The 25,117-nt window shown below is 69.3% G+C and carries 21 protein-coding genes and 1 riboswitch; of the genes, 5 read left to right on the top strand and 16 right to left on the bottom strand.

Annotated elements, in window-relative coordinates; all coding sequences use genetic code 11:
- Nucleotides 1-283: 283 nt before the first annotated feature.
- The 3 genes from IEY79_RS35465 to IEY79_RS35455 are packed head-to-tail and all read right to left on the bottom strand — an operon-like array spanning nt 284 to nt 4,070.
- Complete coding sequence (locus IEY79_RS35465; RefSeq protein ID WP_189111778.1) at nt 284-1,303, bottom strand: ATP-binding protein; 1,020 nt, start codon at nt 1,301-1,303, stop codon at nt 284-286.
- A complete protein-coding gene (locus tag IEY79_RS35460) occupies nt 1,300-3,453 on the bottom strand; it encodes a transposase (RefSeq protein WP_506360961.1) in 2,154 nt (717 codons plus the stop codon). Before IEY79_RS35460 ends, IEY79_RS35465 begins: the two co-directional genes overlap by 4 nt.
- Entirely contained in the window at nt 3,372-4,070 is a 699-nt protein-coding gene (locus IEY79_RS35455) for a TnsA-like heteromeric transposase endonuclease subunit (RefSeq protein ID WP_373292694.1), read from the bottom strand. Before IEY79_RS35455 ends, IEY79_RS35460 begins: the two co-directional genes overlap by 82 nt.
- 236 nt (nt 4,071-4,306) lie before the next feature.
- Between IEY79_RS35455 and IEY79_RS35450 the strand changes: the two genes are divergently transcribed.
- Nucleotides 4,307-5,128 (top strand): PhzF family phenazine biosynthesis protein, encoded by an 822-nt coding sequence (locus IEY79_RS35450; protein ID WP_189111777.1) that lies wholly within the window; start codon nt 4,307-4,309, stop codon nt 5,126-5,128.
- A gap of 25 nt (nt 5,129-5,153) precedes the next feature.
- Here IEY79_RS35450 and IEY79_RS35445 read toward each other — a convergent pair whose 3' ends face one another.
- A complete protein-coding gene (locus tag IEY79_RS35445; protein ID WP_444544908.1) occupies nt 5,154-5,954 on the bottom strand; it encodes a CPBP family intramembrane glutamic endopeptidase in 801 nt (266 codons plus the stop codon).
- Nucleotides 5,955-6,116: 162 nt separating this feature from the next.
- Here IEY79_RS35445 and IEY79_RS35440 point away from each other — a divergent pair, with 162 nt between their 5' ends.
- A complete protein-coding gene (locus IEY79_RS35440; RefSeq protein WP_189111776.1) occupies nt 6,117-7,877 on the top strand; it encodes a substrate-binding domain-containing protein in 1,761 nt (586 codons plus the stop codon).
- A 38-nt stretch (nt 7,878-7,915) separates the two neighbouring features.
- Here the strand turns inward: IEY79_RS35440 and IEY79_RS35435 are convergent, their stop codons facing one another.
- Nucleotides 7,916-9,448, bottom strand: coding sequence for a glutamate-cysteine ligase family protein (locus IEY79_RS35435; RefSeq protein ID WP_189111775.1), 1,533 nt, complete (start codon nt 9,446-9,448; stop codon nt 7,916-7,918).
- Nucleotides 9,449-9,951: 503 nt separating this feature from the next.
- Between IEY79_RS35435 and IEY79_RS35430 the strand changes: the two genes are divergently transcribed.
- Both IEY79_RS35430 and IEY79_RS35425 read left to right on the top strand, forming a co-directional pair.
- Entirely contained in the window at nt 9,952-10,578 is a 627-nt protein-coding gene (locus tag IEY79_RS35430) for a hypothetical protein (RefSeq protein ID WP_189111774.1), read from the top strand.
- A 366-nt stretch (nt 10,579-10,944) separates the two neighbouring features.
- Nucleotides 10,945-11,151 (top strand): DUF5999 family protein, encoded by a 207-nt coding sequence (locus IEY79_RS35425; RefSeq protein WP_189111773.1) that lies wholly within the window; start codon nt 10,945-10,947, stop codon nt 11,149-11,151.
- A gap of 139 nt (nt 11,152-11,290) precedes the next feature.
- Here IEY79_RS35425 and gcvP read toward each other — a convergent pair whose 3' ends face one another.
- Complete coding sequence (gene gcvP / locus IEY79_RS35420) at nt 11,291-14,176, bottom strand: aminomethyl-transferring glycine dehydrogenase (protein WP_189111772.1); 2,886 nt, start codon at nt 14,174-14,176, stop codon at nt 11,291-11,293.
- A 178-nt stretch (nt 14,177-14,354) separates the two neighbouring features.
- Nucleotides 14,355-14,452, bottom strand: a riboswitch (glycine riboswitch).
- 91 nt (nt 14,453-14,543) lie between these two features.
- Here gcvP and IEY79_RS35415 point away from each other — a divergent pair.
- Entirely contained in the window at nt 14,544-14,975 is a 432-nt protein-coding gene (locus IEY79_RS35415; protein ID WP_189111771.1) for a PRC-barrel domain-containing protein, read from the top strand.
- Nucleotides 14,976-15,078: 103 nt separating this feature from the next.
- Here the strand turns inward: IEY79_RS35415 and IEY79_RS35410 are convergent, their stop codons facing one another.
- From IEY79_RS35410 to clsA, 10 genes are all read right to left on the bottom strand, one after another.
- Complete coding sequence (locus IEY79_RS35410; protein WP_189111770.1) at nt 15,079-16,482, bottom strand: DNA polymerase IV; 1,404 nt, start codon at nt 16,480-16,482, stop codon at nt 15,079-15,081.
- Nucleotides 16,483-16,540: 58 nt separating this feature from the next.
- On the bottom strand, nt 16,541-17,107 hold the full coding sequence (locus IEY79_RS35405; RefSeq protein ID WP_189111769.1) for a MerR family transcriptional regulator: 567 nt from the start codon (nt 17,105-17,107) through the stop codon (nt 16,541-16,543).
- 185 nt (nt 17,108-17,292) lie between these two features.
- A complete protein-coding gene (locus tag IEY79_RS35400; RefSeq protein ID WP_031232239.1) occupies nt 17,293-17,766 on the bottom strand; it encodes a bifunctional nuclease family protein in 474 nt (157 codons plus the stop codon).
- Between the two features lie 53 nt (nt 17,767-17,819).
- Nucleotides 17,820-18,572: a transcriptional regulator FtsR gene (gene ftsR / locus IEY79_RS35395; protein WP_189111768.1), complete on the bottom strand. Its 753-nt coding sequence runs from the start codon at nt 18,570-18,572 to the stop codon at nt 17,820-17,822.
- A gap of 17 nt (nt 18,573-18,589) precedes the next feature.
- Complete coding sequence (locus IEY79_RS35390) at nt 18,590-19,504, bottom strand: FHA domain-containing protein (protein ID WP_189111799.1); 915 nt, start codon at nt 19,502-19,504, stop codon at nt 18,590-18,592.
- An 85-nt stretch (nt 19,505-19,589) separates the two neighbouring features.
- Entirely contained in the window at nt 19,590-20,396 is an 807-nt protein-coding gene (locus IEY79_RS35385) for a DUF881 domain-containing protein (RefSeq protein ID WP_189111767.1), read from the bottom strand.
- A 5-nt stretch (nt 20,397-20,401) separates the two neighbouring features.
- Nucleotides 20,402-20,734 (bottom strand): small basic family protein, encoded by a 333-nt coding sequence (locus IEY79_RS35380; RefSeq protein WP_023543062.1) that lies wholly within the window; start codon nt 20,732-20,734, stop codon nt 20,402-20,404.
- Nucleotides 20,731-21,660 (bottom strand): DUF881 domain-containing protein, encoded by a 930-nt coding sequence (locus tag IEY79_RS35375; protein WP_189111766.1) that lies wholly within the window; start codon nt 21,658-21,660, stop codon nt 20,731-20,733. The genes IEY79_RS35380 and IEY79_RS35375 overlap by 4 nt, the downstream gene beginning before the upstream one ends.
- Nucleotides 21,661-21,757: 97 nt before the next feature.
- Nucleotides 21,758-24,253, bottom strand: a complete 2,496-nt coding sequence (locus tag IEY79_RS35370; protein ID WP_189111765.1) for a mannose-1-phosphate guanyltransferase — start codon at nt 24,251-24,253, stop codon at nt 21,758-21,760.
- A gap of 111 nt (nt 24,254-24,364) precedes the next feature.
- Nucleotides 24,365-24,973 carry a cardiolipin synthase ClsA gene (gene clsA / locus IEY79_RS35365; protein WP_189111764.1) on the bottom strand — a complete coding sequence of 203 codons (609 nt, stop codon included), beginning with the start codon at nt 24,971-24,973 and terminating at the stop codon, nt 24,365-24,367.
- Nucleotides 24,974-25,117: the final 144 nt, after the last annotated feature.

Here is a 25,117-nt window from a genome sequence, read left to right as displayed (position 1 = left end):
GCGCCGAAGCTCGTCATCGGCCGCATTGGCGCGCCGCATTCCTCGCACTCGATGGTCTCGAGGATCTGCCGCAGTTCGACCGGATCGCGTCCAGCGGCTGCGGCGATGCGGTCCCAGCGCGGAATACCGCGGTGCATGGGCGGCTCGGCGAGGTACTTTCGCAGGTAAGCGGGCGGGAGGCAGTTCGCCTGGGCGAGTCGGGTGATGAACGTGCTGGCTCCTTCACCGCTTTTCGGCCGGACCTGGAACGGCAGCCGGGCGACGGGGTGTCCGGGCGGAGACGTCATCGGTCTGTGCCCGGGCGCTTGCGGCGAGAGGCGATGTCCAGGTCGACGGCCAGCAGCCCGGCTTTGTTGATCTTTTCGCTGTGGCCGAGGATGGCGTCGACTGCGGCTCCGCGGATCTGGTGGGAGAGGGTGCCGATCATGCCGCCGGTGCGGGTGTGGATGAAGCGGTCCAGGCGGCTCAGGGTCCCGGGTTTGTGCTCGTGCAGCACGAGATTGGCTTCCATCTGAGCGACCAGCGCCTTCCACTCGGTGTTGTAGGGGAAGGGGTGGGTGGCCATTGGGGTGAAACGGGCGGCGATCTGGTCTCCCCGGGTGCCGGACAGCAGGCTGCCGTCCTCGATGTCGATGCCCGCGTAGGCGAAGGTCGCCGGGATGCGTTCGGAGAAGTACTTCAGCGTGTCCGATGCCTCGGCTCCGTGGCGGGTCGTCAAGGAGATGTTGTGGATCTCGTCCACCAGAATCAGACCGGTCCTGGCCTTGGTGCAGACGCCGACGACCGCCTCGGTGAGGTCGGTGATGTTCGAGCGCCGCAGGACTGGCAGGCCCAGGAAGCGGGCGAACTCGGCGGCGATCATGCGGGGTGTCGCGGCCGGCGGAACGGTGATGTAGATGACCGGGATGCGATCGTCCTGCCCTGCGTGCCGGCGGCGGTCCTGTAACTCGTGGGCCAGCCCGAGCTGGGTGAGAGCAATGGTCTTGCCGGTGTTGGCGGGCCCGGAGACGATCAGGCCGCGGCGAGCGCTGATCGCCCCGCGGTTGAGGATGATCAGGCGGCGCCCGCAGGTGACGGTGGAGCGGACCGTGGAGGTAGCGACCACCTGGAGGCGGGCATGGTGATCAAGCCGATCGTCGTCGTATGCGTCCTGGGCTTCCGCCTCCAGCGCGTCGTACTCGGCCTTCGCCAGCACGGCCATGGGCTTGCTCAGGGAGGCGCCGACGAACTGGCGCCAGCCAGGCAGTGTGGTCAGCTGCCGTCCGAAGTCCGCGTCCGGACCGTCGGCAAGCAGCGCGGTCACGGCCGCCTCCAAGGGTCTTCGAGCGGATCGAACAGTCCCAGCGGGATCACCTCGGCGAGATCGTCGTCCTCGGCGGGCGCTTCAACCTCAGGTTCCCGCGGCGGCTCTGGTGGCGGGGAGGGGACAGTGGGCGGGGCAGCCTTCGTGCGGGCGGCGACCTGCCGCTCGGCCTTGGCTGCTTTCGCCGACCGGGGTTTTCTCTTCGCTGCCGACCTGTCGGGGCCGGCATGCGCGCGGGTCAGCAGGTCGGCGACTGCCTGGGCGAGTTCTTCCTCGGTGGCCTTGGGCAGTTGATGTCTGACGTGGTCCCAGGCCAGATCGCCGAACGGGACCGGGGCCCGCTTCAGGTACTTCCAGGTCGCCTGGACCCAGCTGCCGTCGCCGCGGTGGTCGCGTACCCAGACATAGGAGACGTCGTAGGGGTCGCGGTGGACCTCCCAGAGCCCCCGCTTCGCGGTGACGCCGGAGTCCCGCAGGCGCATCGGCCCCAGGTCGGGGCTGTCGTAGGTCCGGTTGTTGATCCGGATTCCATAAGGATTAACGACGCGCCAGGCCGCGGGCAGCAGTTCCACGTAGTCCTGCCCGCTGAGCGCGACCGGAACGTAGCCGCATGCCTCGACCAGCGCGGCGTACTTCTGGTTCGGGGTGAACAGCCGTCCAGGATGGTCGGGGTCACGAAGGCCATCGTGGGGGCGGTTCTGCCACTTGGCGACGACCCATTCGTCCAGCAGGTCCTGCAATTCGGGCAGCGACCACAGGTTCTCGCGCTCGGGGTGGCGTCCGCGGTGGTCGGTGTTGCGGCCGGTGTATCCCGTCAGGAACTGGGCGAACATCGTGGCCACCGAGCCCAGCATCTTCTCAATGTGCCCCTTCTGGAAGGGCGAGCCCTTCCAAGTGGGCTGGAAGTCGATCTCCAGGAACCGGCAGGACGACCGGAAGTTGCGGGAGATGAACACCTTGCCGTGGTCGCAGACAATCGTCTCCGGGACGATGACCGGCTTGGCCGCCGCATGCTCAAGGCGTTCATCCAGGGACAGCAGCCTGCGATGCGGCAGCACCGACCGGGACATCTTCAGCGCGTCGACCCAACCCGGCCGCATCAGCTCGGGTGTGACCGTGCGGGCCAGCAGTAGGCTCGCGTCCACCGACTTCGTCGTCGGCCGCAGAACCGCCGCCGACAACGTCCTGGTCCCGACGTCGATCATGCCCGTGAGCTCGACCTTGCCGACCACCCCGTTGTCGAGACGGACCAGCACATCCATCGGGGTGGAGTCCATCTGCATGACCTCGCCGGGAGCCGACACCGTCAGCTCTCCGAACGGGGCCGCCGCCCCGTGGGCCTTCGAACGGCGTGTGACCGCCGAACCGGTCGCGTGGGTGCCCTTCGTCAACTTCGCAAGCAGCCGGTAGAGCGTCCGCTCGGTCGGCAGCTCGATGAGCTCATCGTCCGATTCCCGCAGGATCTCCCCCGTCCGCCAGATCAGGTAGGCCCCGTTGCGGGTCGAAGTGTCGACACCTTCCTTGATCGCCTTCCGCATCGCTTCGACGACCGGTTCGGGCACCGAGCCGAACTCGGAGCGCTTGCGGACCGGCCGGTGGTCGGCCAGCCCAACCAAGCCCATTTCCTGGTAGCGGCGACGCCGGTTGCCGATCGTCTTGGCCGCGACATCGTGGCCGGCAGCCGTCAGCTCCGCTGCCTTCGTCCGCTGCCGCGACGTCACCGACGAACCCGGCCCGTAGCCCGGCCGCGGACGCGAACCCGGCTCAGCGTCCGGAGCAAGCCCGTGGATGACCTCCAAGATGTGCCCCTCCCACCACAGAGCCTGTTTCACGACTTCGGGCGGGAATGCTTCCAGCAGTCCGACCGTCGGCAGCGGCATCCGCTCAGGCTGGAACAAGACCTCGAAATCCGCCGCTTCGAACAGGTCGATCAAAGCGACCACCCGGTGCTCAGCCTCGGCGTCCTCCACCACCGCAGCCTGGGCGGTGACTTCGAGAACCCCCCGGACCTGGCCCTCGAAGCGGATCTTGTGACCGACCGCCAACACCGGCGGCCGCCTCAGCAGGCTCAACGGCTTCCCTTCGTCCAGACCAGGCTGTCGGTCTGCATCAAGCTGCCCACCAGGTCTGTTTCCAAGGCGCCGGACCACAGCAGATGGAACAGCACCGGCAGGACCTGCAACCGGTCCCCGACCGAAACGGCGCCCTCCCACAGCCCCTTGGGCTCACGGAACACCTCGAGCAACCGGTCGGCCACCGCTTGAGGCCGGCCGCAACGCGTGCGCCGGTAGCGGGCAAGCCAACGGATGTTCGCCATGAACACCGGATCGGGTCGCCCCACCCAGTCGAACTCCCAGCCGACTGCCCGGCAAGCATGCTCGGTCGCGGTGAACGACTCCCGGGTGTCGTCGTCCAGGTCGTCCTCAGCACGGACATCGACGACACGGGCGTGTCCGTCGGCGAGCCGGACAAAGTAGTCGGGAGCGTGTCTGCGCTTTCGCACCCCGTCGTGCCAGTGCAGCCAGAAGGGCTGAGAGGCGATAGCTGTGACCTGCGGGTCCCGGTCGAGCAGGACCAGCCGGTCTCTCTCCAGCCATGATTCGTAGCCAACGTGATCTCGTACGGTCACCGAGTAGTACCAGCCTGCGAAGCCCCGGCCGTACTTGCGCCAGGAGAAACTGCGGACCGGCTCCACTGTCTCGAACCGCACGTCCCAGCTCGTCTGCAACAGGCGGCGCTTACGAACCCCCTCGAGAGAGAAGTCCAGCTCAAAGGCTGTGAGCGCAGACTGATCGACTGCTCGGGCTAACGCCCCCACCGCATCCCCCGTCCGCCCAATCCTCAAGCGACCCAACTTCGCTGTCACAAACTAGCGTTGGCCCAACTTCAGTGGCAAACGGCCCATCTTTGCTGTCACAGGTCAACGGCCCACGCGGGCCTCCGGGGCCAGCCGCACCGAATTGGCCTTGGCCCCCGGCTTCCGTCCTCTCCTACCGTCAGGGCATGCGAATCCGAATCGTCGACGCCTTCACCGACCACCCCTTCGCCGGGAATCCCGCGGGGGTGCTGATCCTTGAGTCCGGCCCGTTCCCCGACGACACCTGGCTCCAGCGGGTCGCCAGGGAGGTGAACCTGTCGGAGACGGCCTTCGCCCATCCCCTGCCGCCCGGCGGCGAGGCGGACTGGGCGCTGCGCTGGTTCACCCCGGCGGCCGAGGTCGACATGTGCGGGCACGCCACACTCGCCACCGCCCATGTCCTGCGCACCGACGGCCTCGCGACCGGCCCGATCCGCTTCGCGGCTCGCTGCGGCATCCTCGGAGCGACGGCGCACGACGACGGCGCCCTGACGCTCGACTTCCCGACATCGTCGCTGACCCCGCTCGCGCTGCCGGACGGCGTCGAGGCGGCCCTGGGCGCGGTCCCGGTCTCGGTGCACGACACCGCGGAGCACATCGGGGATCTGCTGGTGGAGCTGGCGGACGAGCGGACCGTACGGGAACTGACCCCGGACATCCGATCGCTCGCCGCCCTCTCGCGGCGCGGCATCATCGTCACCGCGGCGGCCGAGGACCCAGACAGCGGCTACGACTTCGTGTCGCGCGGCTTCTTCCCGGGCGTCGGCATCGACGAGGACCCCGTCACGGGCAGCGCGCACACGGCGCTCGCCCCGTTCTGGTCGGCGCGGCTCGGCCGCACCGAGCTGAGGGGCCTCCAGGGCTCCGCCCGTACCGGTCTCGTCGCCACGTCACTGCGGGGCGGGCGGACACTGCTCACGGGCCACGCGGTCACCGTGATCGACGGCGAACTCCTCGTGGCCCCCTGACCGCCCCGCGCCCGGTACCGATCCGTTACGGGGTCGGCAGCCAGCTCACATGCCCGGCGAGCAGCGCATACCCGACGAACGCCACGATGTCGAGCAGCGCGTGTGCCACCACCAGCGGCCCGACCCGCCCCCAGCGGCGGTAGGCCAGCACGAACACCACGCCCATCACCATGTTCCCGATGAAGCCGCCGATGCCCTGGTACAGGTGGTACGACCCGCGCAGCACCGAACTGGCCACCAGGGCGGCCATCGGTGTCCACCCCAACTGCCCCAGTCTGCGCAGCAGATACCCGACGACGATGACCTCTTCGAGTACGGAGTTCTGCACCGCGGACAGGATCAGCACCGGGAACTTCCACCACACGTCGGGCAGCGATTCCGGTACGACGGTCAGGTTGAACCCGGCCGCGCGCGAGCCGATGTAGAAGGCGAGGCCCGCGCTGCCGATGCCGGCGGCGATCAGCGTGCCGCGGCCGAGATCCGGCCACGGCCGACGCCGGTCGAACCCCAGATCGCGCAGTCCGCTGCCCTCACGGAGCAACAGGTGCGCCACCAGTACCACAGGCACCAGCGAGCTGGCGATGCCGAACAGTTGCCAGGCGAGATCCAGCCACGGGCGCCCCGGTGCCTGCGAACCGTTGAGCGTGGCCGCCTGATCGCTGAGCCCACCGGGCCTGGTGACCGACCCGACAAAGCTGATCAGCGCCGACACGCCGCTCGCCCCCAGCGAGAGCGCCAGGACGATCAGTACCTCGGACCGCAGCATCCTGCGCGACAGGCCTTCTTGGGGAAGGGAATCGGCCACGCGGCCCGCCTCCGTCTGCACAGTTGCCTCCAGTTGACCAATCGTGCCTCAACCCCCTTCCCGTCCCGCTAGGGTCTCGAATACGGGTACGAAGATCGCGCGCGACAGGCCGGGGGGCTGGCGTCATTCAGCGGACCGAGCCCCCCATTTTCCTTGTTCAGGTCAAGGAGGGGCACCACCGCCATGGAACGTCACAGCTTGCCCGACGACGAAACGACGGACAGCACCAGGGGCCGTCTCCCACGCCGTCGGAACGTCCTGATCGCCACGGCGGTCCTGCTGAGTCTGGCCGCGGGGACCGGCATCGCGGCGGCGAGCGGGATGCTGTCCTTCGCCGACGGCTGCGCGGGCTCCGCCGTACAGATCGATCTGGCCGCCTCGCCGGACATCGCCCCCGCCGTGACGGCCGTCGCCGACAGCGCCCGGCGCGACGACATCACCTCCGACGGTCGCTGCATCGACGTCCGGGTCGACGCCCGCGAGAACCACGAGATCGCCGACGACCTCGCCACCGGCACGGCCGCGGACGACTACGAGGCGTGGCTGCCGGACTCCGACGTCTGGGTCGAGCGCGCGCTGACCGCCGACACCGGCATCGCGCTGACACCCGCGGGCAACGCGGCGACCACGCCGGTGGCCCTGGCCGTGGTCCCCTCGGCCGGCACGAGACTCGGCTGGCCCCGGAAGACGTACACCTGGGCCGGGCTGACGAAGGCCGCCACCGGCAAGGGCGCGGTGCGGCTCGGCGGGGCCGACCCGGCTCGCAGCGCCACCGGACTGCTCGCGTTCAGCAGCGTCGTCACCTCCGCGCGGAAGACGGACGCGGACAGCGGCACCCTGATCGCCGCGACCGCGGAGGCGCTGGCCACGCGTGTGTCGGACTCCGACAGCCAGGTGATCCCGTCCCTGGCTCGGAGCGAGACGGACGGTGCCAAGGCCAACGAGGCGGTCTTCCTCACCGAACAGGCGGCGTTCACCCACAACTCCACCGACGGCGGCGCCACCGATCTCCAGCTGTTCTATCCGACGGACGCGGCCCCGGCCCTGGACTACCCCCTGAACCTCGTCAACGAGCCGGAGCTGACCACGGACGAGAGCCGCGCCGTGACCCGGTTCATGTCCCTCCTCAACGAGGAGGAGGCCCAGCGCGCCATGGCGGAGCACGGGTTCCGTACGGCCCACTCCACCGTGGGGGACGACCTGGTCCGGGCCGCGGGCGGCCGCGCGCCCCAGCCGTACGCCCTGACGAAGGCCCAGCCGCCGACCACCGACATGGTCGAGGAGACGCTCGGCATGTGGACGGTGATCCTCCAGCACGCCCGGCTGACCGTCGTCGTCGACACCTCGGCCTCGATGGCACAGCCCGTACCGGGCAGCGGCGGCGACTCCCGGCTGGAGGTCACGAAGGCCTCGGTGCTCCAGACACTCGACGGGTTCACTCCCGACGACGAGGTCGGCCTCTGGGACTTCGCCGCCGGTCTCGACGGCGACGAGGACTTCCGCAGACTCGCCGAGACCGCGCCGCTCGGCGAACGGGCCGAGGCCGGCGGCACCCACCGCGAGGACCTCTCGGCCGCCGTCACCGCACTGGCGCCGGTGGGGACGGGATCGGGTGCGACCGGGATGTACGACACGACGCTGGCCGCCTTCAAGGAGGCCCAGTCGTCGTACGTGAGCGGCAAGTGCAACGCGGTCGTCGTCCTCACCGGTGGAGTGGACCCGGACGGCGCGGCGCGCACGGCCCTGATGGACGAGCTGAGGAAGCTCGCCGACCCCAGGCGCCCGGTCCCGCTGATCACGATCGCGGTGGGCCCGGACGCGGACCCCGCGGCGATGGACGAGGTCGCGCGGATCACGGGCGGCGCGGGTTACGAGGTGAGTGACCCGGCGGACATCCGGTCGGTGATGACCGAGGCGATCCTGTCGGTGGGGGCAAGGCGGTAGCCGGCCCTCGCGACGGCCGCGGCGCCCGCCGCCCCGCGTCAGCCGGAGAGGTCCGGCATCCGCGACGGGGCGGGGAAGCCCACCGGCCAGGTGTGCACCGGCTCCCCCTGGTGCATCAGTTCGGCGTACCGCCGGGTCGTGGCGGCGAGGGCCGCCTCCCGGCGGAGCCCCGCCTCCCGCGCCCGGTGGAAGGTGTCGACCTGCCACGAGGCCCCGTTCACCCGGCGCTCGCAGCGCCCCTCGATCACCCCGAGGTAGAAGTCGCGGTCGGCCGGCTCCACGTTCCACGCGTCGAGCCCGGCGGCCGCGAGCGGCAGCAGTTCGTCGCGCACCAGCCGGACCGCCGACACCTCGGTGACGCCGCTGCTCGCCCGGCCGTTGCGCGGCCAGCGGAGCCGGGCCTCGATGCCGTCACGGCACGCGGTCTCGAAGTTCCGCGCGGCGGCGTCGAACGGCAGCCGGGTCCAGACGGGTCGGGAGTCCTCGGCGAGGGCGCGCACCAGCCCGTAGTAGAAGGCGGCGTTGGCGACGACGTCGGTGACGGTCGGCCCGGCGGGCAGCACGCGGTTCTCGACCCGCAGATGGGGCTGTCCGTCGGCGACGTCGTACACGGGCCTGTTCCAGCGGTAGACGGTGCCGTTGTGGAGCACCAGCTCCGCGAGGCGCGGCGTACCGCCCTCGTCCAGGACCTGGTGCGGATCCTGGTCGTCACTCATCTGGAGAAGCGGCGGGAAATAGCGCAGATTCTCCTCGAAAAGGTCGTACACGGAGTCGATCCAGCGCTCGCCGAACCAGGTCCGGGGCCGTACGCCCTGCGCCTGGAGCTCGGGGGGCCGGGTGTCGGTCGCCTGAAGGAAGAGCGGGGGCCGGGACTCGCGCCACAACTCCTTTCCGAAGAGGAAAGGCGCGTTGGCGCCGATGGCGATCTGCACGGCGGCGACGCACTGCGCGGCGTTCCACACGTCCGCGAAGCGGTCGGGTGTGACCTGGAGATGCAACTGCACGGAGGTGCAGGCCGCTTCGGGTGCGATCGAGGGTGAACTGCAGGTGAGACGTTCGACCCCGTCGATGTCGAGAACGAAATCCTCGCCCCGCGCCGCCACCATCCGGTCGTTGAGAAGTGTGTAGCGGTCCGCGTCCGAGAGGTTCGTGGAGACCACGTCGTCGAGGGAGAGCGTCGGCAGAATGCCGATCATCACGATGCCGGCGTCGACCTCATTCGCTTTGCGGTGGGCATATCCAAGACCCGTGCGCAGTTCTTCGGCGAGCTGGTCGAGAACGCGTCCGTCGAGCCGGTGCGGGGCGATATTCACTTCCAGGTTGAACATTCCGAGTTCGGTCTGGAAATCACGACTCGCGATCCGTTCAAGAACTTCCGCATTCATCATCCTGGGCATCCCGTCGGATCCGGCGAGATTCAGCTCGATCTCCAGACCCATCAGATTCCTGGGCCGGTCGAACCGCTTCTCCCCCAGAAGCCGCCCCAGCACCGCCAGGCACTGCTGGAGCTTCCTGCGGTATTCCTGTCGATCGGACACGCCGGTACCGTCCGATTCGACCTTCTCCCCCATCGGAGGGTCCCTCCTTCGCGTCGGCTTCCCGGCGGCGCCGGGCATCGCTTCACGATCGATAGTGCCCAGACTGAGTGATCCATAACGCCCCGTTTCCGTGGAGCGCCGGGTAGAGTGGTCAGAACGGCCTCGCGGCACATTCCTTCGGCATGGCGCAGTGAGCAATTTCACTCTCCGCCCGGCCAACGAAAACGCCGACGAGTTTCGGCCTACCGCTCCGGCCGAATAACCCCAGGCCACACGCCTCGGTTCACGGTCCATGTGACGGTTCGTCGAAGGCGATTACGTACCAGATGGACCGGATATCGCCTTGACGCAATAAGGGCGACAGACAGAAGAAACATTCTGTGAACACGCATCGTATAAACTCTGTCCGAACGAGGCAGAGAGTTGAGGCCCGGCCACGGCCTGGGGCCATCCTCTGACCACGTGCGCCGACAGCGACGTCCGCACCCCGCACCTTCGACGCTTCACTGTGCCTACTGAGCGAGAGGCAACCCACTATGCCGCTGCATGTCTCCCCGGCTCCAGCGCCCGCCCTGCGCAGCGTCCTCGCGGCACTCGGTTCTCCCACCGCCGTGCGCGAGGCCCGTACACCCGCTCTCCGGTCCGTCCAGGGACCGCTGAGCCCCGAACTGCCCCTTCCGGTACACGTACTGGAACAGATCACCCCGAGCAGCGACGCGCCGCAGACCAGACTGGCCGGCTGGCGCTTCCTGATCCGCAGCGGCGAGCGTGCCGTCGCGGCCGCGGACACGATGCTCACCCCCGACGGCTGGGCGTTCTCGCGCTTCTTCGAGGGCCCCTACATCTCCGCCACCGAACGCGCCCTGCGCCAGGCCGAGACGGTGAAGGCGCCGTACCAACCGCGGCTGCTCTCGGTGCCCGGCCTGTACATGCTCACCCTCTGGCTCCACCAGGACGTCGAGGCCGACGCGTCGGTCGGTGCTCCCGCCCCGGCCGACCTGCTGATCCCGCTCGCTCCCGCCCCGCCCGGCATCGTGGCCCACCGGCCCCACCGTGTCGCCGACCTGCTTCCGATGATGGGTCTGCGCCTCACCTCGGGGCTCTCGGCGGCCTCCGCGACGGCGTCCGCCGCCGCGTCCGCGCCCCTGCTGACCACCGGCTGAGCCGTACCGGCCGACCGCCTTCGGACGGCCTCGCGTCCCGACCGTCTCCCAACCGTCCCACGCGCCCTACACTGCCCCGTGACCCCTCAACGGTCACGGGGCTCTGTGCTGGTTGCGGGGCACTGTGCCGCGCCCGTCCGGACTAGTCCGGACGGGTCACCCCGAACCACCCGAAAAGACAGCCGAGTTGGGCTGAACCGTCCGGGCGGGTGACACGTCCTTAAGCAGAGACAAGCGCTGCCGCGAAATCCCTGCGGATCGACGTCCGCGGGGCAACACTGGGGTACGGACGAGAGAAACCGGGGGGCGGCCATGACCACATCGAGCCGCGGGACACACGCCACGACGCAGCGAAAGAAACCATCCATGTGCCAGCACCAGCCAGCCTGTCCGACAGCCGACTCCGCCGACCGGGAAGCCGCCCGTCACGCGGCGCACCACCCGGAACAGGGCTGGAGCCTGCTGTGCAACGGCGTCCTGATCTTCGAGGACACCGGGGAGCTGCTGCCCGACGGCCAGATCATCGCTCCGCACCGGCCGTCCGGGAGCGAGCAGGTGATGACGGCAGCCTGAAGCCGTCCGTAAAGGGGGGCCGGCCCGGAGAATTCACTCCGAACCGGCCCCGACGCATGTGCGTCGCCCAGGTGCCGCGAGCGACCCGCGTACGCCGTCCGTCCGCGCACCGCACGGCCCGACGGCCGCGTGCCGTCCGTCAGTTGTCGTACTCGTCCAGAGGCGGGCACGAGCACACGAGATTGCGGTCGCCGAACGCACCGTCGATCCGGCGGACCGGCGGCCAGTACTTGTCCGCCGCCGAGACCCCGGCCGGGAAGACCGCCTCCTGACGGCTGTACGCGTGCTCCCACTCCCCGCCCAGCGCGGCGGCCGTGTGCGGGGCGTTGCGCAGCGGATTGTCGTCCGCCGGCCAGTGGCCTGAGGCGACCTTCTCGATCTCGGCGCGGATCGCGATCATCGTCTCGCAGAACCGGTCGAGTTCGGCGAGGTCCTCGCTCTCGGTGGGCTCGATCATCAGCGTGCCGGCCACCGGGAACGACATGGTCGGCGCGTGGAACCCGTAGTCGATGAGCCGCTTGGCGATGTCGTCGACGCTGACGCCGGTCGACTTCGACAGCGGACGGAGGTCCACGATGCACTCGTGCGCCACCAGCCCGTGCGGACCCGTGTACAGGACCGGGAAGTGCGGCTCCAGCCGCTTGGCGATGTAGTTCGCGGCCAGTACGGCGACCTGTGTGGCGCGCTTGAGGCCCTCACCGCCCATCAGCCGGACATAGGCCCAGGAGATCGGCAGTATCCCCGCGGAGCCCCAGGGGGCCGCGGAGATCGGTCCGACGCCGGTCTCGGGACCCGCGGCGGGCTGGAGCGGGTGGTTGGGCAGGTACGGGGCGAGGTGGGCGCGCACGCCGACCGGGCCGACACCGGGGCCGCCGCCGCCGTGCGGGATGCAGAAGGTCTTGTGCAGGTTCAGATGCGACACGTCCGAGCCGAACCGGCCCGGCTTCGCCAGCCCCACCAGCGCGTTGAGGTTCGCTCCGTCGACGTACACCTGACCGCCCGCGTCGTGCACCGCCGCGCAGATGTCGCTGATGTGCTCCTCGAACACGCCGTGCGTGGACGGGTAGGTGACCATCAGGACGGCCAGTTCGTCGCCGTGCCGCTCGATCTTGGCGTGCAGGTCGTCGACGTCGACGTCACCGTCCTCGCGGGTCTTCACGACGACGACCTTCATGCCGGCCATGACCGCGCTCGCGGCGTTCGTGCCGTGCGCGGAGGACGGGATGAGGCAGACGGTGCGGCCCGTGTCGCCGTTGGCGCGGTGGTACGCCCGTACGGCCAGCAGCCCGGCGAGTTCGCCCTGGGAGCCGGCGTTGGGCTGGAGAGAGACCGCGTCGTAGCCGGTGACCTCCGCCAGCCGCTCCTCCAGCTCGCGGATGAGCGTGAGATAGCCCTGGGCCTGGTCGGCCGGCGCGAAGGGGTGCAGCGCCGCGAACTCCGGCCAGGTCACCGGCTCCATCTCGGTGGTGGCGTTGAGCTTCATGGTGCAGGAGCCGAGGGGGATCATGCCGCGGTCCAGCGCGTAGTCACGGTCCGCGAGCCTGCGCAGGTAGCGCAGCATGGCGGTCTCGGAGCGGTGCTGGTGGAAGACCGGGTGCGTGAGGTACTCGTCGTTACGCAGCAGGGTCTCCGGCAGCGCGTCGCCGGACGTGGTGTCCAGCGCCTCGATGTCGCCGGTGACGCCGAAGGCGGTCCATACGGCGGTCAGTTGGGCGCGTCCGGTCGTCTCGTCGCAGGCGAGCGAGACATGGTCGGGGTCGACGAGACGGAGGTTGACCCCGCCCTCGCGGGCGGCGGCCACGACCTCGGCGGCCCGGCCGGTGACCCGTACGGTCAGCGTGTCGAAGTACGCCTCGTGCACGATCTCGACGCCGCCCGCGCGCAGGCCCTCGGCGAGGACGGTCGCGTAGCGGTGGGTGCGTTCGGCGATGGCGCGCAGCCCGTCGGGGCCGTGGTAGACGGCGTACATCCCGGCCATCACGGCGAGCAGCACCTGCGCGGTGCAGATGTTGCTGGTGGCCTTCTCGCGCCGGATGTGCTGCTCACGGGTCTGGAGCGCCAGCCGGTACGCCTTGTTCCCGTCGGCGTCCACGGAGACCCCGACGAGCCGTCCGGGCAGGCTGCGGGCGAACTTCTCGCGTACGGCCATGTATCCGGCGTGCGGTCCGCCGAAGCCCATGGGGACGCCGAACCGCTGGGTGGTGCCGACGGCGATGTCCGCGCCGAGCTCACCGGGTGAGGTGAGCAGTGTGAGGGCCAGCAGGTCGGCGGCGACGGTGACGACGGCGCCGAGTTCGTGCGCCTGCTCGATGACGGGCTTGATGTCCCGTACGGCGCCGGACGCGCCCGGGTACTGCACGAGCACGCCGAACACACCGCGCTCGGCGGCCTCGGCCGGGATCCCGTCGGCCAGGTCCGCGACGAGGACGTCGACGCCGGCCGGTTCGGCCCGGGTACGGATCACGGCGACGGTCTGCGGCAGGGCGTCGGCGTCGACCAGGAAGACGCCGTCCTTGACCTTGCCGACGCGCCGGGCGAGGGCCATGGCCTCGGCGGCGGCCGTGCCCTCGTCCAGCAGGGAGGCTCCCGAGGTGGGCAGGCCGGTCAGATCGGCCACCACGGTCTGGAAGTTGAGCAGCGCCTCCAGACGGCCCTGGGAGATCTCGGGCTGGTACGGCGTGTACGCGGTGTACCAGGCCGGATTCTCCATCACGTTGCGGAGGATCACCGGCGGTGTGAACGTGCCGTAGTAGCCGAGGCCGATCATCGGCGCGAGGACCTGGTTGCGCTCCGCGAGGGACCGCAGCTCGGCGAGCACCTCGGCCTCGGTACGCGCGGCGGGCAGCCGCAGGGCCTCGGCGCTCTTGATCACGTCGGGGACCGCGGCCGCGGTCAGCTCGTCGAGCGAGCCGTAGCCGACCTGCGCGAGCATCTTGGCCTGCGCGGCGGTGTCGGGGCCGACATGGCGCTGCTCGAAGGGGATTCCTCGCTCCAGCTGCGAGAGCGGTGTGCGGTGGGCTGTCATACGGGAGGCCTCCTGGTCTGGCGCGACCTGCGAGGGGCACCGATACACAGGTGCCCGGACGGCCTCCCCCTCTGTCACATCAACCTGAGAGTTTCACCGGTCCGCCACGAGGCGGGCCGATTTTCACCGTCGGTGAGAGCGGATGCCGTCCGACACCTGCTCTGCTTTCCAGAGTGACCTCGTCCATGCGGTACGGGGGCCTGAGAGTTTCCGGGGAGGATTTGCTCCTTCGGCGCCTCCGGCAGTCTCACCGGACGGCTCTCCCGCATGGGGTCAACAGCCACTGACCAGCCTACCAGCGCGTTCCCGCCAGGGTTTTCGAGTGGCCAATACCCCAAATGTGTCCTTTCGTAGAGTGAGGGAGCATATGCGACCAGTTGGAGGGACCGTGCAGACCGACATCGATCCGCGCAGCCTGATCGGCCGCAAGGCGTACGACCGCGACGGGCGCAAGATCGGCACCGTCGACGAGGTGTATCTGGACGATGCCACCGGTGTGCCGGAGTGGGCGGCGGTACGGACCGGGCTGTTCAGCCGGGACGCGTTCGTGCCCCTGGCCCCCAGCACCTACCGCGACGAGTCCCTGCACATCCCGTACGAGCGCGGCCTGATCAAGGACGCCCCGGACTTCGGGGTCGGCCGCCATCTCTCCCCCGACCAGGAGATCCAGCTCTACCACCACTACCAACTGGCCCTGCCGGAGCCCGCGGCCCCGGAACGCCCGGCCGACCGCGACTTCGGCCGCGTGGCCGGCCGCGACAACGCCCACAACCGCCCCGGCGACAGGGACAAGCCCTGAGAGCCGTGGCGTCCTCATACGGGGTTCATTCGGGCGAATCCGTCAAGGGCGGCGAGGTGCCGTAGCTGTCGCCGTGCGCCCGCCGGGGATTGCGGGACAGCCCTCAGGCTCTGTCGGGCGGTGTCGCGACCAGGGGCAGCGGCTCCGAGAGTTCCAGGTCGGGATCGTCCGTACGGAACGTGCGCACCCGCCCCGGCACGGCCGACGTGGGCTCCTCGAACCGTACGGTGACCCGCCCCACCCCGCTCCCCTGCACCCACCCCGCGCCGAACTCGGCATGCCGCACGTCGTGCCCCGCCGGCCAGTGCCGCGCGGTGACGGCCTCCGCGGCCGCGTCCGCGTCCGCCCCGGGACCCGGCGACGGCGGCTCGGGCTCGTCCGGCGTCGCCCCGGTGTCCGGCTCGTGCGCGGGTCCGGCGGCACTCGCCGCCTCCGCCGCCGCCTGGGCGAACAGGTCCTCCTGCGTGTAGTCGGTCAGCCCGGTCACCCCCACCCCCAGCAGCCGCACGCCTCCGGTGGTGTCCAGGGACTCCAGCAGTCTCCCCGCGGCCTCTCGTACCACCACAGGGTCGTCGGTGGGCCCGCGGAGCGTCTCGGAGCGGGTGAGCGTCGAGAAGTCGTACCGCCGCACCTTGAGGACGATCGTCCGGCCCGAGTGCCCGGACTCCCGCAGCCGCCGCACACATCGCTCCGCCAGCCGGTCCACCTCGGTCCTGACCCGCACCCGGTCGTGCAGATCGACATCGAAGGTGTCCTCGACGGAGACGGACTTGGTCTCACGCTCGGCCACCACCGGCCGGTCATCGTGCCCCGACGCCATCCGGTACAGCGACGCGCCGTGCGCCTTCCCCACCAGCCGTACGAGCTCGTCCTCCCCGGCCTCCGCCAGATCGGCGATGGTCATCATCCCGGCCCTGCGCAGATGCTCACCGGTGGCCGGCCCGACCCCGGGCAGCGTCCGTACGGTCATCGGCCCCAGCAGGTCGCGCTCCGTGCCCGGCTCGATGAGCACCAGACCGTCGGGTTTGGCCTGCTCGGAGGCGATCTTCGCCAGCATCTTGGACCCGGCGAGCCCGACCGAGCCCGTCAGCCCGGTCACGTCCCTGATGTCCCGCCGCAGCCGCTCGCCCGTCGCACGCGCCGACACCGAGTCGGACGCCGAGCCACCCGCCTCCAGGTCGACGAACGCCTCGTCCAGGCTCAGCGGCTCCACGAGCGGTGACAGCCGGCCGAGCAGCTCCATGACCTGCTCGCTGACGGTGCGGTAGAGGGCGAAGCGCGGCACCAGATACGCGGCGTTCGGCGCGAGCCGTCTCGCCTGGGCCATCGGCATGGCCGAGTGGATCCCGAACCGCCTCGCCTCGTACGACGCCGTGGAGACGACCCCGCGCGGACCGAGACCTCCGACGACCACCGGCTTTCCGCGCAGGCTCGGCTTCGCCGCCTGCTCGGCGGCGGCGAAGAAGGCATCCATGTCCAGATGCAGGATGGTCGGTGCGGGTCTCACCCGACCGATGCTCCCCTACGCCACTGACAATCGCCCGGGACCCACGGGGCTCCGGGGCTCAGACGGCCCGGTCGCGGCGCCGGCGGGCGAGTTCGTCGGCGGGGTTGTGGCCGATCAGGGTCTCGCCGGTGTCGACGCGCTCCCCGTGCAGCTGCGACAGCGCCGCCTCGACGTCCCGCCAGACCACTCCGACGGCGATCCCGAAGATGCCCTGGCCGCCCTGGAGAAGGTCCACGACCTCGTCCGGCGACGAGCACTCGTAGACCGTCGCGCCGTCGCTCATGAGCGTCATGCGCTCCAGGTCCCCCGCCGGCCGCCCGCGCAGATGCTGGACGGCCGTCCGGATGTTCTGGAGGGCGACACCGGTGTCCAGGAAGCGCTTGACGATCTTCAGGAAGACGACGTCGCGCAGGCTGTAGAGCCGCTGGGTGCCCGATCCCCTGGCGGGGCGCACACTCGGCTCGACCAGCCCGGTGCGCGCCCAGTAGTCCAACTGGCGGTAGGTGATGCCCGCCGCCGCGCACGCGGTCGGTCCCCGGTAGCCGACCGTGTCGGTCGTGGGGTCGGACGCACTGCCGTGAAGCGGGTACGGGCCGTTCGCCGTACCGTCGCCGCTGCTGCTCACACCGACCTCCGTCCTTGACCTGCCCCGTCGACGGTAGGCAGTGCCCCCGGGTGCGTCAACGATCGCCACGCTGGGCACGCCGAGTGATAATCACCCTGAGAGTGGTTTGCCGTGTCCCGTCACCGGGAAAGGCTGGCCGAATGCTCGGACGGAGTCCGGTATGACGGTCGTCGACCGTTCACCGCTCACTGGCTGTTGGTCCCGAAATCCTCCGGAGAGATCTGGTCGAGGAATTCGCGGAACTTCTCGACCTCGTCCTCCTGCTCGTCGGGGATCGCGATGCCCGCGTCGTCCAGCACCCCGTCACTGCCGTAGATGGGCGTGCCGGTGCGCAGGGCGAGAGCTATGGCGTCCGACGGCCTGGCACTCACCTCGACACCGCTCGCGAAGACCAGCTCCGCGTAGAAGACCCCTTCGCGCAGGTCGGTGATGCGCACCTGCGTGAGTTCCTGGCCCACTGCCTCCAGGACATCCTTGAAGAGGTCATGGGTCAGTGGTCGGGCCGGTGCCATGCCCTGTTGGGCGAAGGCAATAGCGGTAGCTTCCCCAGGCCCGATCCAGATGGGAAGGTACCGGTCGCCTCCCACTTCACGCAGGAGCACGATCGGTTGGTTGGAGGGCATTTCCACCCGGACACCCACGACGTCGAGCTCGTTCACACAGCAACCCTAGGACGTGCCCGGTCGGTTTGGGTAGTCGGACTCCCCCAAGATCAGGTAAGCCGGACTCCGAGAGCCGTCTGTACCAGTGCCGCGTGCAGCCGTACGGAGAGCGCCGCCAGCTCCCTCGTAGCGGCCTCGGCATGGGCCCTGGTCTGCGGATTGCGGTGCCGGCGCAGGGGCGAGACGACCTGCTCGACCAGCCCGGCCTCCCGGTCGGCGGCGGCCTTCACGGCTCGAAGATGCCGTGGTTCCAGACCGAATCTTCCGAGTTCCGCGACAAGTTTCGCCACGGTCACCGCCTCGGAGTCGTAGCCGCCGTCCGCCATCGGGGCGACGAGGCCGTACGCCTCCCACTCGTCCAGCTCGCTCTCGGCCGCCTCGGTGGCCGCCAGCAGCTCGGCACGGCCGATCTTCGGGGCGGTGGGCGGCGCGGGCTCCGCGTCCCACGCGGAGCCGACGAGCTCCCGCTGAGGCCCCTGGGACGCCTGTGCGGGCAGCGGGAGCCGTTCACCTCGCGCGACGGCGTCGAGATGCTCCCTGATGACCTTGAGGGGCAGATAGTGGTCCCGCTGCATACGCAGGACCTGGGCGAGGCGCTCGACGTCCTCAGGACTGAACTTCCGATACCCGGAGGGGGTCCGCCGGGGCTCGACGAGACCCTCGGACTCCAGGAAGCGGATCTTGGAGATGGTCACCTCGGGGAACTCGTCCCTGAGCTGGTTCAGCACCATGCCGATGCTGACCAGTGGTTCACCCGTGGGGGCGGTGCCGTGGCCGGCACCGCCCGTCGGTGGTCGCAGCATGGACCTTCCCTGAGGGGTCACACGCCCCGCTGGCTCGCGTAGAAGACCAGCCGGTACTTGCCGATCTGGACCTCGTCCCCGTTCGACACCGCGACGGAGTCGATGCGCTCCCGGTTGACGTACGTGCCGTTGAGACTGCCGACGTCGGAGACCGTGAAGTGGCCTTCCGGGCTCCTGCGGAACTCGACGTGCCGCCGGGACACGGTGACGTCGTCGAGGAAGATGTCGCTCTGCGGGTGCCTTCCGGCCGTCGTCAGGTCGCCGTCCAGCAGGAAGCGGCTGCCCGAGTTCGGACCACGGCGTACGACCAGCAGCGCCGACCCGAGAGGCAGCGCGTCCACCGCGGCCTGCGCCTCCGGCGAGAGCGAGGGAACGGCCGTCTGACCGGTCGCCTCCGCCTCGTACGCCTCAAGACCCGAGATGGAGATCGTGGAGGTCGTCTCCGAGGGGCGCTCCGCGGGAGCCCCCGCCCTCAACGGCGCACCGCAGTTGGAGCAGAACCGACTGTCCTGGGTGTTGCGGTGCCCGCACCTCGTACAAACCGGCAAGGCCGACATGGACGGACCCTCCTGAGCGGGGGGAAACCCTCCACCCGTACTTGAGGTTGATGGTCCACCGAAACCTATGCCGCCAGAACTCGCGGGGTCAACAGACGACGCGCCGTGACCGCCCCGATTGTCCCCTCCGGGGCCGCCGACCTCGTCGCGGAAGAGCGGGCGCTCGCCGCCCTGCTCCTCTTCCTGGCCATGGCGCGGTGCGCGATGGCGGGCGTTACCGCCGTCCTCGCGTGCACTCCTGCCGAACAACTTCCCAAACAACTTCACGGGCGATTCCCCTTGACCTGAACAGACCCGCCCGTGGGGCAGGACGAACCCTGAATGAACACACCTGCCGACTCGGACATCTTCACAACGTCCGTAACCATCAGACAGTTTCCACCACGCACCATGCGGAATGTGCGCCGACCCCCCGGAACCTTCTGCCCTGGTCCCCGGGTACGCATGCGCCCCCGCCCCACTACGACGACGACCGAGCGTAGTCAGGCCGCTGCGCCGGTCGCAAGGCGTCCACGACGATCTCCTCCGACGCCGCCACTGTGGCCGTGGCCTGCTCTCTTTCCAATGTCTGCACCACACCTCCGGGGATGTTGAGCGCGGGCTCCAGATCCTGCGGTTTGCCGATCACCTTGAAACGGTACGGCGCACGGATCCGCTTCCCGTCCACCTCGATGTCACCGTCACTACCGGAGAAATAGGTCGCGGCGACGACCCGGACCCCGTTCACCTGGATGGCCTCGGCGCCGGCCGCCCGCAGCTCCTGGATCGCGTCGAGCAGCATGTCGGAATCGACGGTGCCGCCGGCGTCCTGGACCGTCAGCGTGATCCCGGGGCCCCGGGCGGCGACCGTACCGGCGAGGATGCCGAGCTGCTGCTCCTTCTCCCGCGTCTGCTTGCGCGCCTCCTCCGCCTGGTCCGAGCTGGTCTCCAGCTCCGTCTGCTGATCGTCCAGCCGCTGCTTCTCGTCCTCCAGCCGCTCGGTGCGGCCGTCGAGCTCGTCCAGGATCCGTACGAGGTCCTCCTGGCGGGCGCCGCGCAGGGCACTGTCGTCGTTGGTCGACCGGACCTGGATGGCCAGTCCCAGCCCCAGCACGAACAGCAGTAGGGCGACGACGAGTTGGGCCCGGGTGACCCGCGGCGGCCAGAGCCCGGCGGCGAGCCGCTGACGGCCCGTCATCTGCCGGCGCGGATCGGGCGGCCCGGGGGGCTGCGAGCCCGGCGGAGTCTGCGGGGCACCTGGGTTCGGCGGGGGCTCTTCGCTGTTCATCGGCCTCACGCCCGGAACACGTGCCGGCGGATCGCGGCAGCGTTGGAGAAGATCCGGATACCGAACACGACGACCACACCGGTCGACAACTGCGCGCCCACACCGAGCTTGTCACCGAGGAACACGATGAGCGCGGCCACCACCACGTTCGACAGGAACGACACCACGAACACCTTGTCGACGAAGATCCCGTCGAGCATGGCCCGCAGCCCCCCGAAGACCGCGTCGAGAGCGGCGACGACGGCGATCGGCAGATAGGGCTCGACCACCGCCGGCACTTCGGGTCGAACCAACAGTCCGACCACGACTCCCACGACGAGGCCAAGTACCGCGATCACGATGTGCCCTTCCCTGTTTCTGCCGTGGCCCCTCCGTCGCCCTTCCCCGGGTCGGCGGCCTTCGGCTCTGCTGTGCGTACGATCAGGCTCGGCGCGGCAGGAAGACGTACCGTCTCCTGAGCGGAAATGCTGGTGCGGACACCGAAGTTCTCCTGCAACGAGTGCAGGTACTGGCCGTCGGCACTGTCCTGGAACGCTGTACTCAGGTTCTTCCCGTCCCCCACGGCCAGCACCGTGTACGGCGGCACCAGCGGCTTGTTGTCGACCAGTATGGCCTCACCGGCGGCCCTGATCGCCGAAAGGGCCGTCAGACGCTGGCCGTTGATGGACACGGCCTCCGCCCCGGACTCCCAGAGGCCGTTGACGATCTGCTGCATGTCCCGGTCCCTGACCCGCCCCGTGTCCGAGAAGTTGCTGCTCTCCCGGGGCCCGTCGGCGGTCTCGCCGGCGGCCTTGGCGTCGTCGACGACAAGCTTCACACCCGGTCCCTCGACCTCGGTGGAGCCCGACAACAGGGCAACGAGTTCGCCCTGTTCGCCGCCGTGGTCACGCAGCGCCTCGCGCTGCTGGACACCCACCTCGTCACGGAGCTTGTCCACCGTGCGTTCGAGGCTGTCCGCGGAGGACGTCTCGGCGTCGATCCGCTCGATGAGCTCCTCGCGCTCCTTGGCGACGACAGGAGCGTCGATCCGCGCCTCGGCCGCGCCGACGGTGACGACCAGCGCGGCCAGTACGAGCCCCGCCGCCAGACCGAGCTTCGCCCGGAGCGTACGGGGCATTCCCCCGTCCTCGGCGTCCCTGCGAGCGGCTGCCTCGGCGTAACCGTCGTCCAGGCTGTGGTCCATCACATTGTTCAGCAGCGACATGGACGCGTCAGGGCGCGGGGGTGGCGAAGGTGTAGTCCGAACGGGGGGGTGCTGCGGCATGCCGCACATCGTCGCACGGCGCGGTCGCTACCGCCGAATGGCCCCACCGGTGTGCCGGAGGCGGCGGGCCGCCGCCCTCCGGCACACCACGATCAGGTCACTGACCTGCGCTGTCCACGACGGCCGACCACTCGTCAAGCAGTGCCTGGGCGGAGGCGTCGTCCGGTCCCTCGGCCCACAGATGGGTGACGGCCTCGGCGGGCGCCGGAAGCACCATCACCCACCTCCCGTCGGCCTCCACGACCCGGATGCCGTCGGTCGTGTCGACGTCCCGCTCACCGGCCGCCTCCACCACCCGCCGCATGACAAGACCCTTGACGGCCCAGGGGGTCGCCAGATCCCTGCGCAGCACGTGCGCCCGGGGGATACGGGCGTCGATCTGGCTGAGCGTGAGCTGCGTACGGGCGACCAGTCCCAGCAGCCGTACGAAGGCCGCCGTGCCGTCCAGGAGGCTGCTGAACTCCGGAACGATGAACGCACCGCGCCCGTCGCCGCCGAAGATCGTGGAATCCTCCCGGCCGACCCTGGTGAGGTCGTCTGGCGACGTGGTCGTCCACTCCACCTGAGTCCCGTGGTACGCGGCGACCTGCTCGGCGATCCTGGTGGTCGTGACGGGCAGCGCCACCCGCCCGCTGCGCCGCTCGGCCGCGACCAGGTCGAGCAGCACCAGCAGGGCACGGTCGTCCTCGATGATCCGTCCGCGCTCGTCGACGAGCGACAGCCGCTCACCCACGGGGTCGAAGCGCACCCCGAACGACGCCCGCGCCGACGCCACGATCTCGCCCAGTCTGACAAGGCCGGACCTGCGCGACTCGACGGTCTCGGTCGGCCGTGCCTCGTCGAGGCCGGGATTGATGGTCAGCGCGTCGACCCCGAGCCGCCCGAGGAGACTGGGCAGAACGAGCCCGGCACTACCGTTGGACGCGTCGACGACGACCTTGAGCTCGGCCTCGGCGATCCCCGACGTGTCGACATTGCGGAGCAGTGAGCCGGTGTACGAGTCGAAGACGCTCGCGGGGAAGTGCAGGTCCCCGATCTCGCCCGGGAACGCCCTGCGGTACTCCTGCCTCGCGTAGACCCGGTCCAGCTTGCGCTGCCCGGCCTGCGAGAGGTCCGCGCCCCGTTCGTCGAAGAACATGATGTCGACGGAGTCGGGCACACCCGGCGTCGTACGGATCATGATGCCGCCGGCGCTCCCGCGGCCGGTCTGCTGCCGGGCGACAGGCAGTGGGACGTTCTCCAGGTCCCGTACGTCGATGGCGCTGGCCTGCAGCGCGGAGATCACCGCCCGCTTGAGCGCGCGCGCACCACGCGAGTGGTCACGCGCCGTAGTGACCGTGGAACCCTTCTTGAGCGTCGTCGCGTACGCCCCCGCCAGCCGGACGGCCAGCTCGGGCGTGATCTCGACGTTGAGGATCCCGGAGACGCCACGCGCTCCGAAGAGATGCGCCTGTCCTCTGGACTCCCAGATCACCGAGGTGTTGACGAACGCGCCGGCCTCGATGGTCTTGAACGGATACACCCGGACATTGCCCTGAATGATCGATTCTTCACCGACAAGACACTCGTCACCGATGACCGCGCCGTCCTCGATCCGGGCGGCACGCATGATGTCGGTGTTCTTGCCGATCACACAGCCGCGCAGATTGCTGTGCTGACCGATGTACACGTTGTCGTGCACCACGGCCCGATGGAGAAAGGCCCCGGTCTTGACGACGACGTTGGACCCGATGACGGTGTGCTCGCGGATCTCGGCGCCGGCTTCGACCTTGGCGTAGTCACCGATGTAGAGCGGACCGCGCAGAACGGCGTCGGGATGAACCTCGGCGCCTTCGGCGACCCACACGCCGGGCGAGATCTCGAACCCGTCGAGATCGACGTCGACCTTGCCCTCCAGGACATCCGCCTGGGCTTTCACATAACTCTCGTGCGTCCCGACGTCCTCCCAGTAGCCCTCGGCGATATAGCCGTAGACGCGCTTGCCCTCTTTCATGAGCTGCGGGAAGACCTCGCCCGACCAGTCGACCGAGGTGTCGGCCTCGACGTAGTCGAACACCTCGGGCTCCATCACGTAGATGCCCGTGTTGACCGTGTCCGAGAACACCTGGCCCCAGGTGGGCTTCTCCAGGAAGCGCTCCACCTTTCCCTCGTCGTCCACGATCGTGATACCGAACTCCAGCGGGTTCGGCACCCGGGTCAGACACACCGTGACCAGCGCGCCCTTCTCCTTGTGGAAGCGAATGAGGTCCGTCAGGTCGAAGTCGGTGAGAGCGTCACCGGAAATGACGAGAAAAGCATCGTCCTTGAGCGCCTCTTCGGCGTTCTTCACACTCCCCGCAGTGCCGAGCGGCTTCTCCTCATTGGCATAGGTGAGCTCCATTCCAAGCTCTTCGCCGTCACCGAAATAGTTCTTCACGAGCGAGGCGAGGAACTGAACGGTGACCACGGTTTCACTGAGTCCGTGCCGCTTGAGCAAACGCAGCACATGCTCCATGATTGGCCGATTTGCCACCGGCAACAACGGCTTGGGCATGCTTGAGGTCATGGGACGAAGGCGTGTGCCTTCGCCGCCAGCCATCACGACGGCCTTCATGTCGGAAGCGTCCTCCTTGAAGAGACGGTCTCGCCGACGTCACCCATCTGGACAGGCCGTAAGGCATCAGGTGCGGGCCGGCGACTCTGCACGGCGCCACATCGACGAGCTCTAATCGGCCACTCTGTCCGCTCTGACGAGCCGGCGGACCTGGACCACGTAGAGGATCCCTGCCCACCAATAGAGAGTTGTACCCCATCCAGCGAACGCCCATCCGAAAACTTCGGCAAGTGATGCGAGCCATCCGCTCCCGTCACTGAGCAGCAGCAACGGGAAGGCATACATCAAGTTGAAGGTAGCTGCCTTTCCCAAGAAGTTCACCTGGGGAGGCGGGTAGCCGTGCCTGCGGAGGATTCCCACCATCACCAGCAGCATCAGCTCGCGGGCCAGCAGCGCCACGGTGAGCCAGAGGGGCAGGATCTCGCGCCAGGTCAGGCCGACAAGGGTGGAAAGGATGTACAGACGGTCTGCCGCGGGGTCCAGAAGGCGCCCCAGGTTGCTGATCTGGTTCCAGCGACGGGCGAGCATGCCGTCGAGATAGTCGGTGACCCCGCTGAGCGCCAGGACGAGCAATGCCCAGCCGTCGCTGTTCGGCCCGCCGAACTCCGGACGGAGGATGAGCCACAGGAAGAGCGGCACACCGAGTAGGCGAGCCATGCTCAGGATGTTGGGGATGGTGAACACCCGGTCCGTCTGGACGCGGGTCTCCTGAACCTCCACCCGGGGGCCTCCTGTGCGGGGATGTACCGATGATGCCCCCTGACCCTACCCGGACGGTCGGCCGGCGGGCGCCACGGGGTCTTGAACGCAGAAATGCCCCGCACCATAAACGGTGCGGGGCACTCCCACAAAGATTGTTCGGCG

This window comes from Streptomyces camponoticapitis (genome assembly GCF_014646115.1).
In the GTDB taxonomy this organism is placed as follows: domain Bacteria; phylum Actinomycetota; class Actinomycetes; order Streptomycetales; family Streptomycetaceae; genus Streptomyces; species Streptomyces camponoticapitis.
The sequence above is the reverse complement of the archived record's forward strand: the minus strand, read 5'-3'. Positions and strand labels throughout refer to the sequence as shown.

Bases quoted from the DNA above. Each gene is read 5' to 3' on its own strand.
- IEY79_RS35450 (WP_189111777.1), top strand. From the start codon at position 4,307: ATGCGAATCCGAATCGTCGACGCCTTCACCGACCACCCCTTCGCCGGG.
- IEY79_RS35440 (WP_189111776.1), top strand. From the start codon at position 6,117: ATGGAACGTCACAGCTTGCCCGACGACGAAACGACGGACAGCACCAGG.
- IEY79_RS35435 (WP_189111775.1), bottom strand. From the start codon at position 9,448: ATGGGGGAGAAGGTCGAATCGGACGGTACCGGCGTGTCCGATCGACAG.
- IEY79_RS35430 (WP_189111774.1), top strand. From the start codon at position 9,952: ATGCCGCTGCATGTCTCCCCGGCTCCAGCGCCCGCCCTGCGCAGCGTC.
- IEY79_RS35425 (WP_189111773.1), top strand. From the start codon at position 10,945: ATGTGCCAGCACCAGCCAGCCTGTCCGACAGCCGACTCCGCCGACCGG.
- gcvP (WP_189111772.1), bottom strand. From the start codon at position 14,176: ATGACAGCCCACCGCACACCGCTCTCGCAGCTGGAGCGAGGAATCCCC.
- IEY79_RS35415 (WP_189111771.1), top strand. From the start codon at position 14,544: ATGCGACCAGTTGGAGGGACCGTGCAGACCGACATCGATCCGCGCAGC.
- ftsR (WP_189111768.1), bottom strand. From the start codon at position 18,572: ATGCTGCGACCACCGACGGGCGGTGCCGGCCACGGCACCGCCCCCACG.
- IEY79_RS35385 (WP_189111767.1), bottom strand. From the start codon at position 20,396: ATGAACAGCGAAGAGCCCCCGCCGAACCCAGGTGCCCCGCAGACTCCG.
- IEY79_RS35375 (WP_189111766.1), bottom strand. From the start codon at position 21,660: ATGCCGCAGCACCCCCCCGTTCGGACTACACCTTCGCCACCCCCGCGC.
- IEY79_RS35370 (WP_189111765.1), bottom strand. From the start codon at position 24,253: ATGAAGGCCGTCGTGATGGCTGGCGGCGAAGGCACACGCCTTCGTCCC.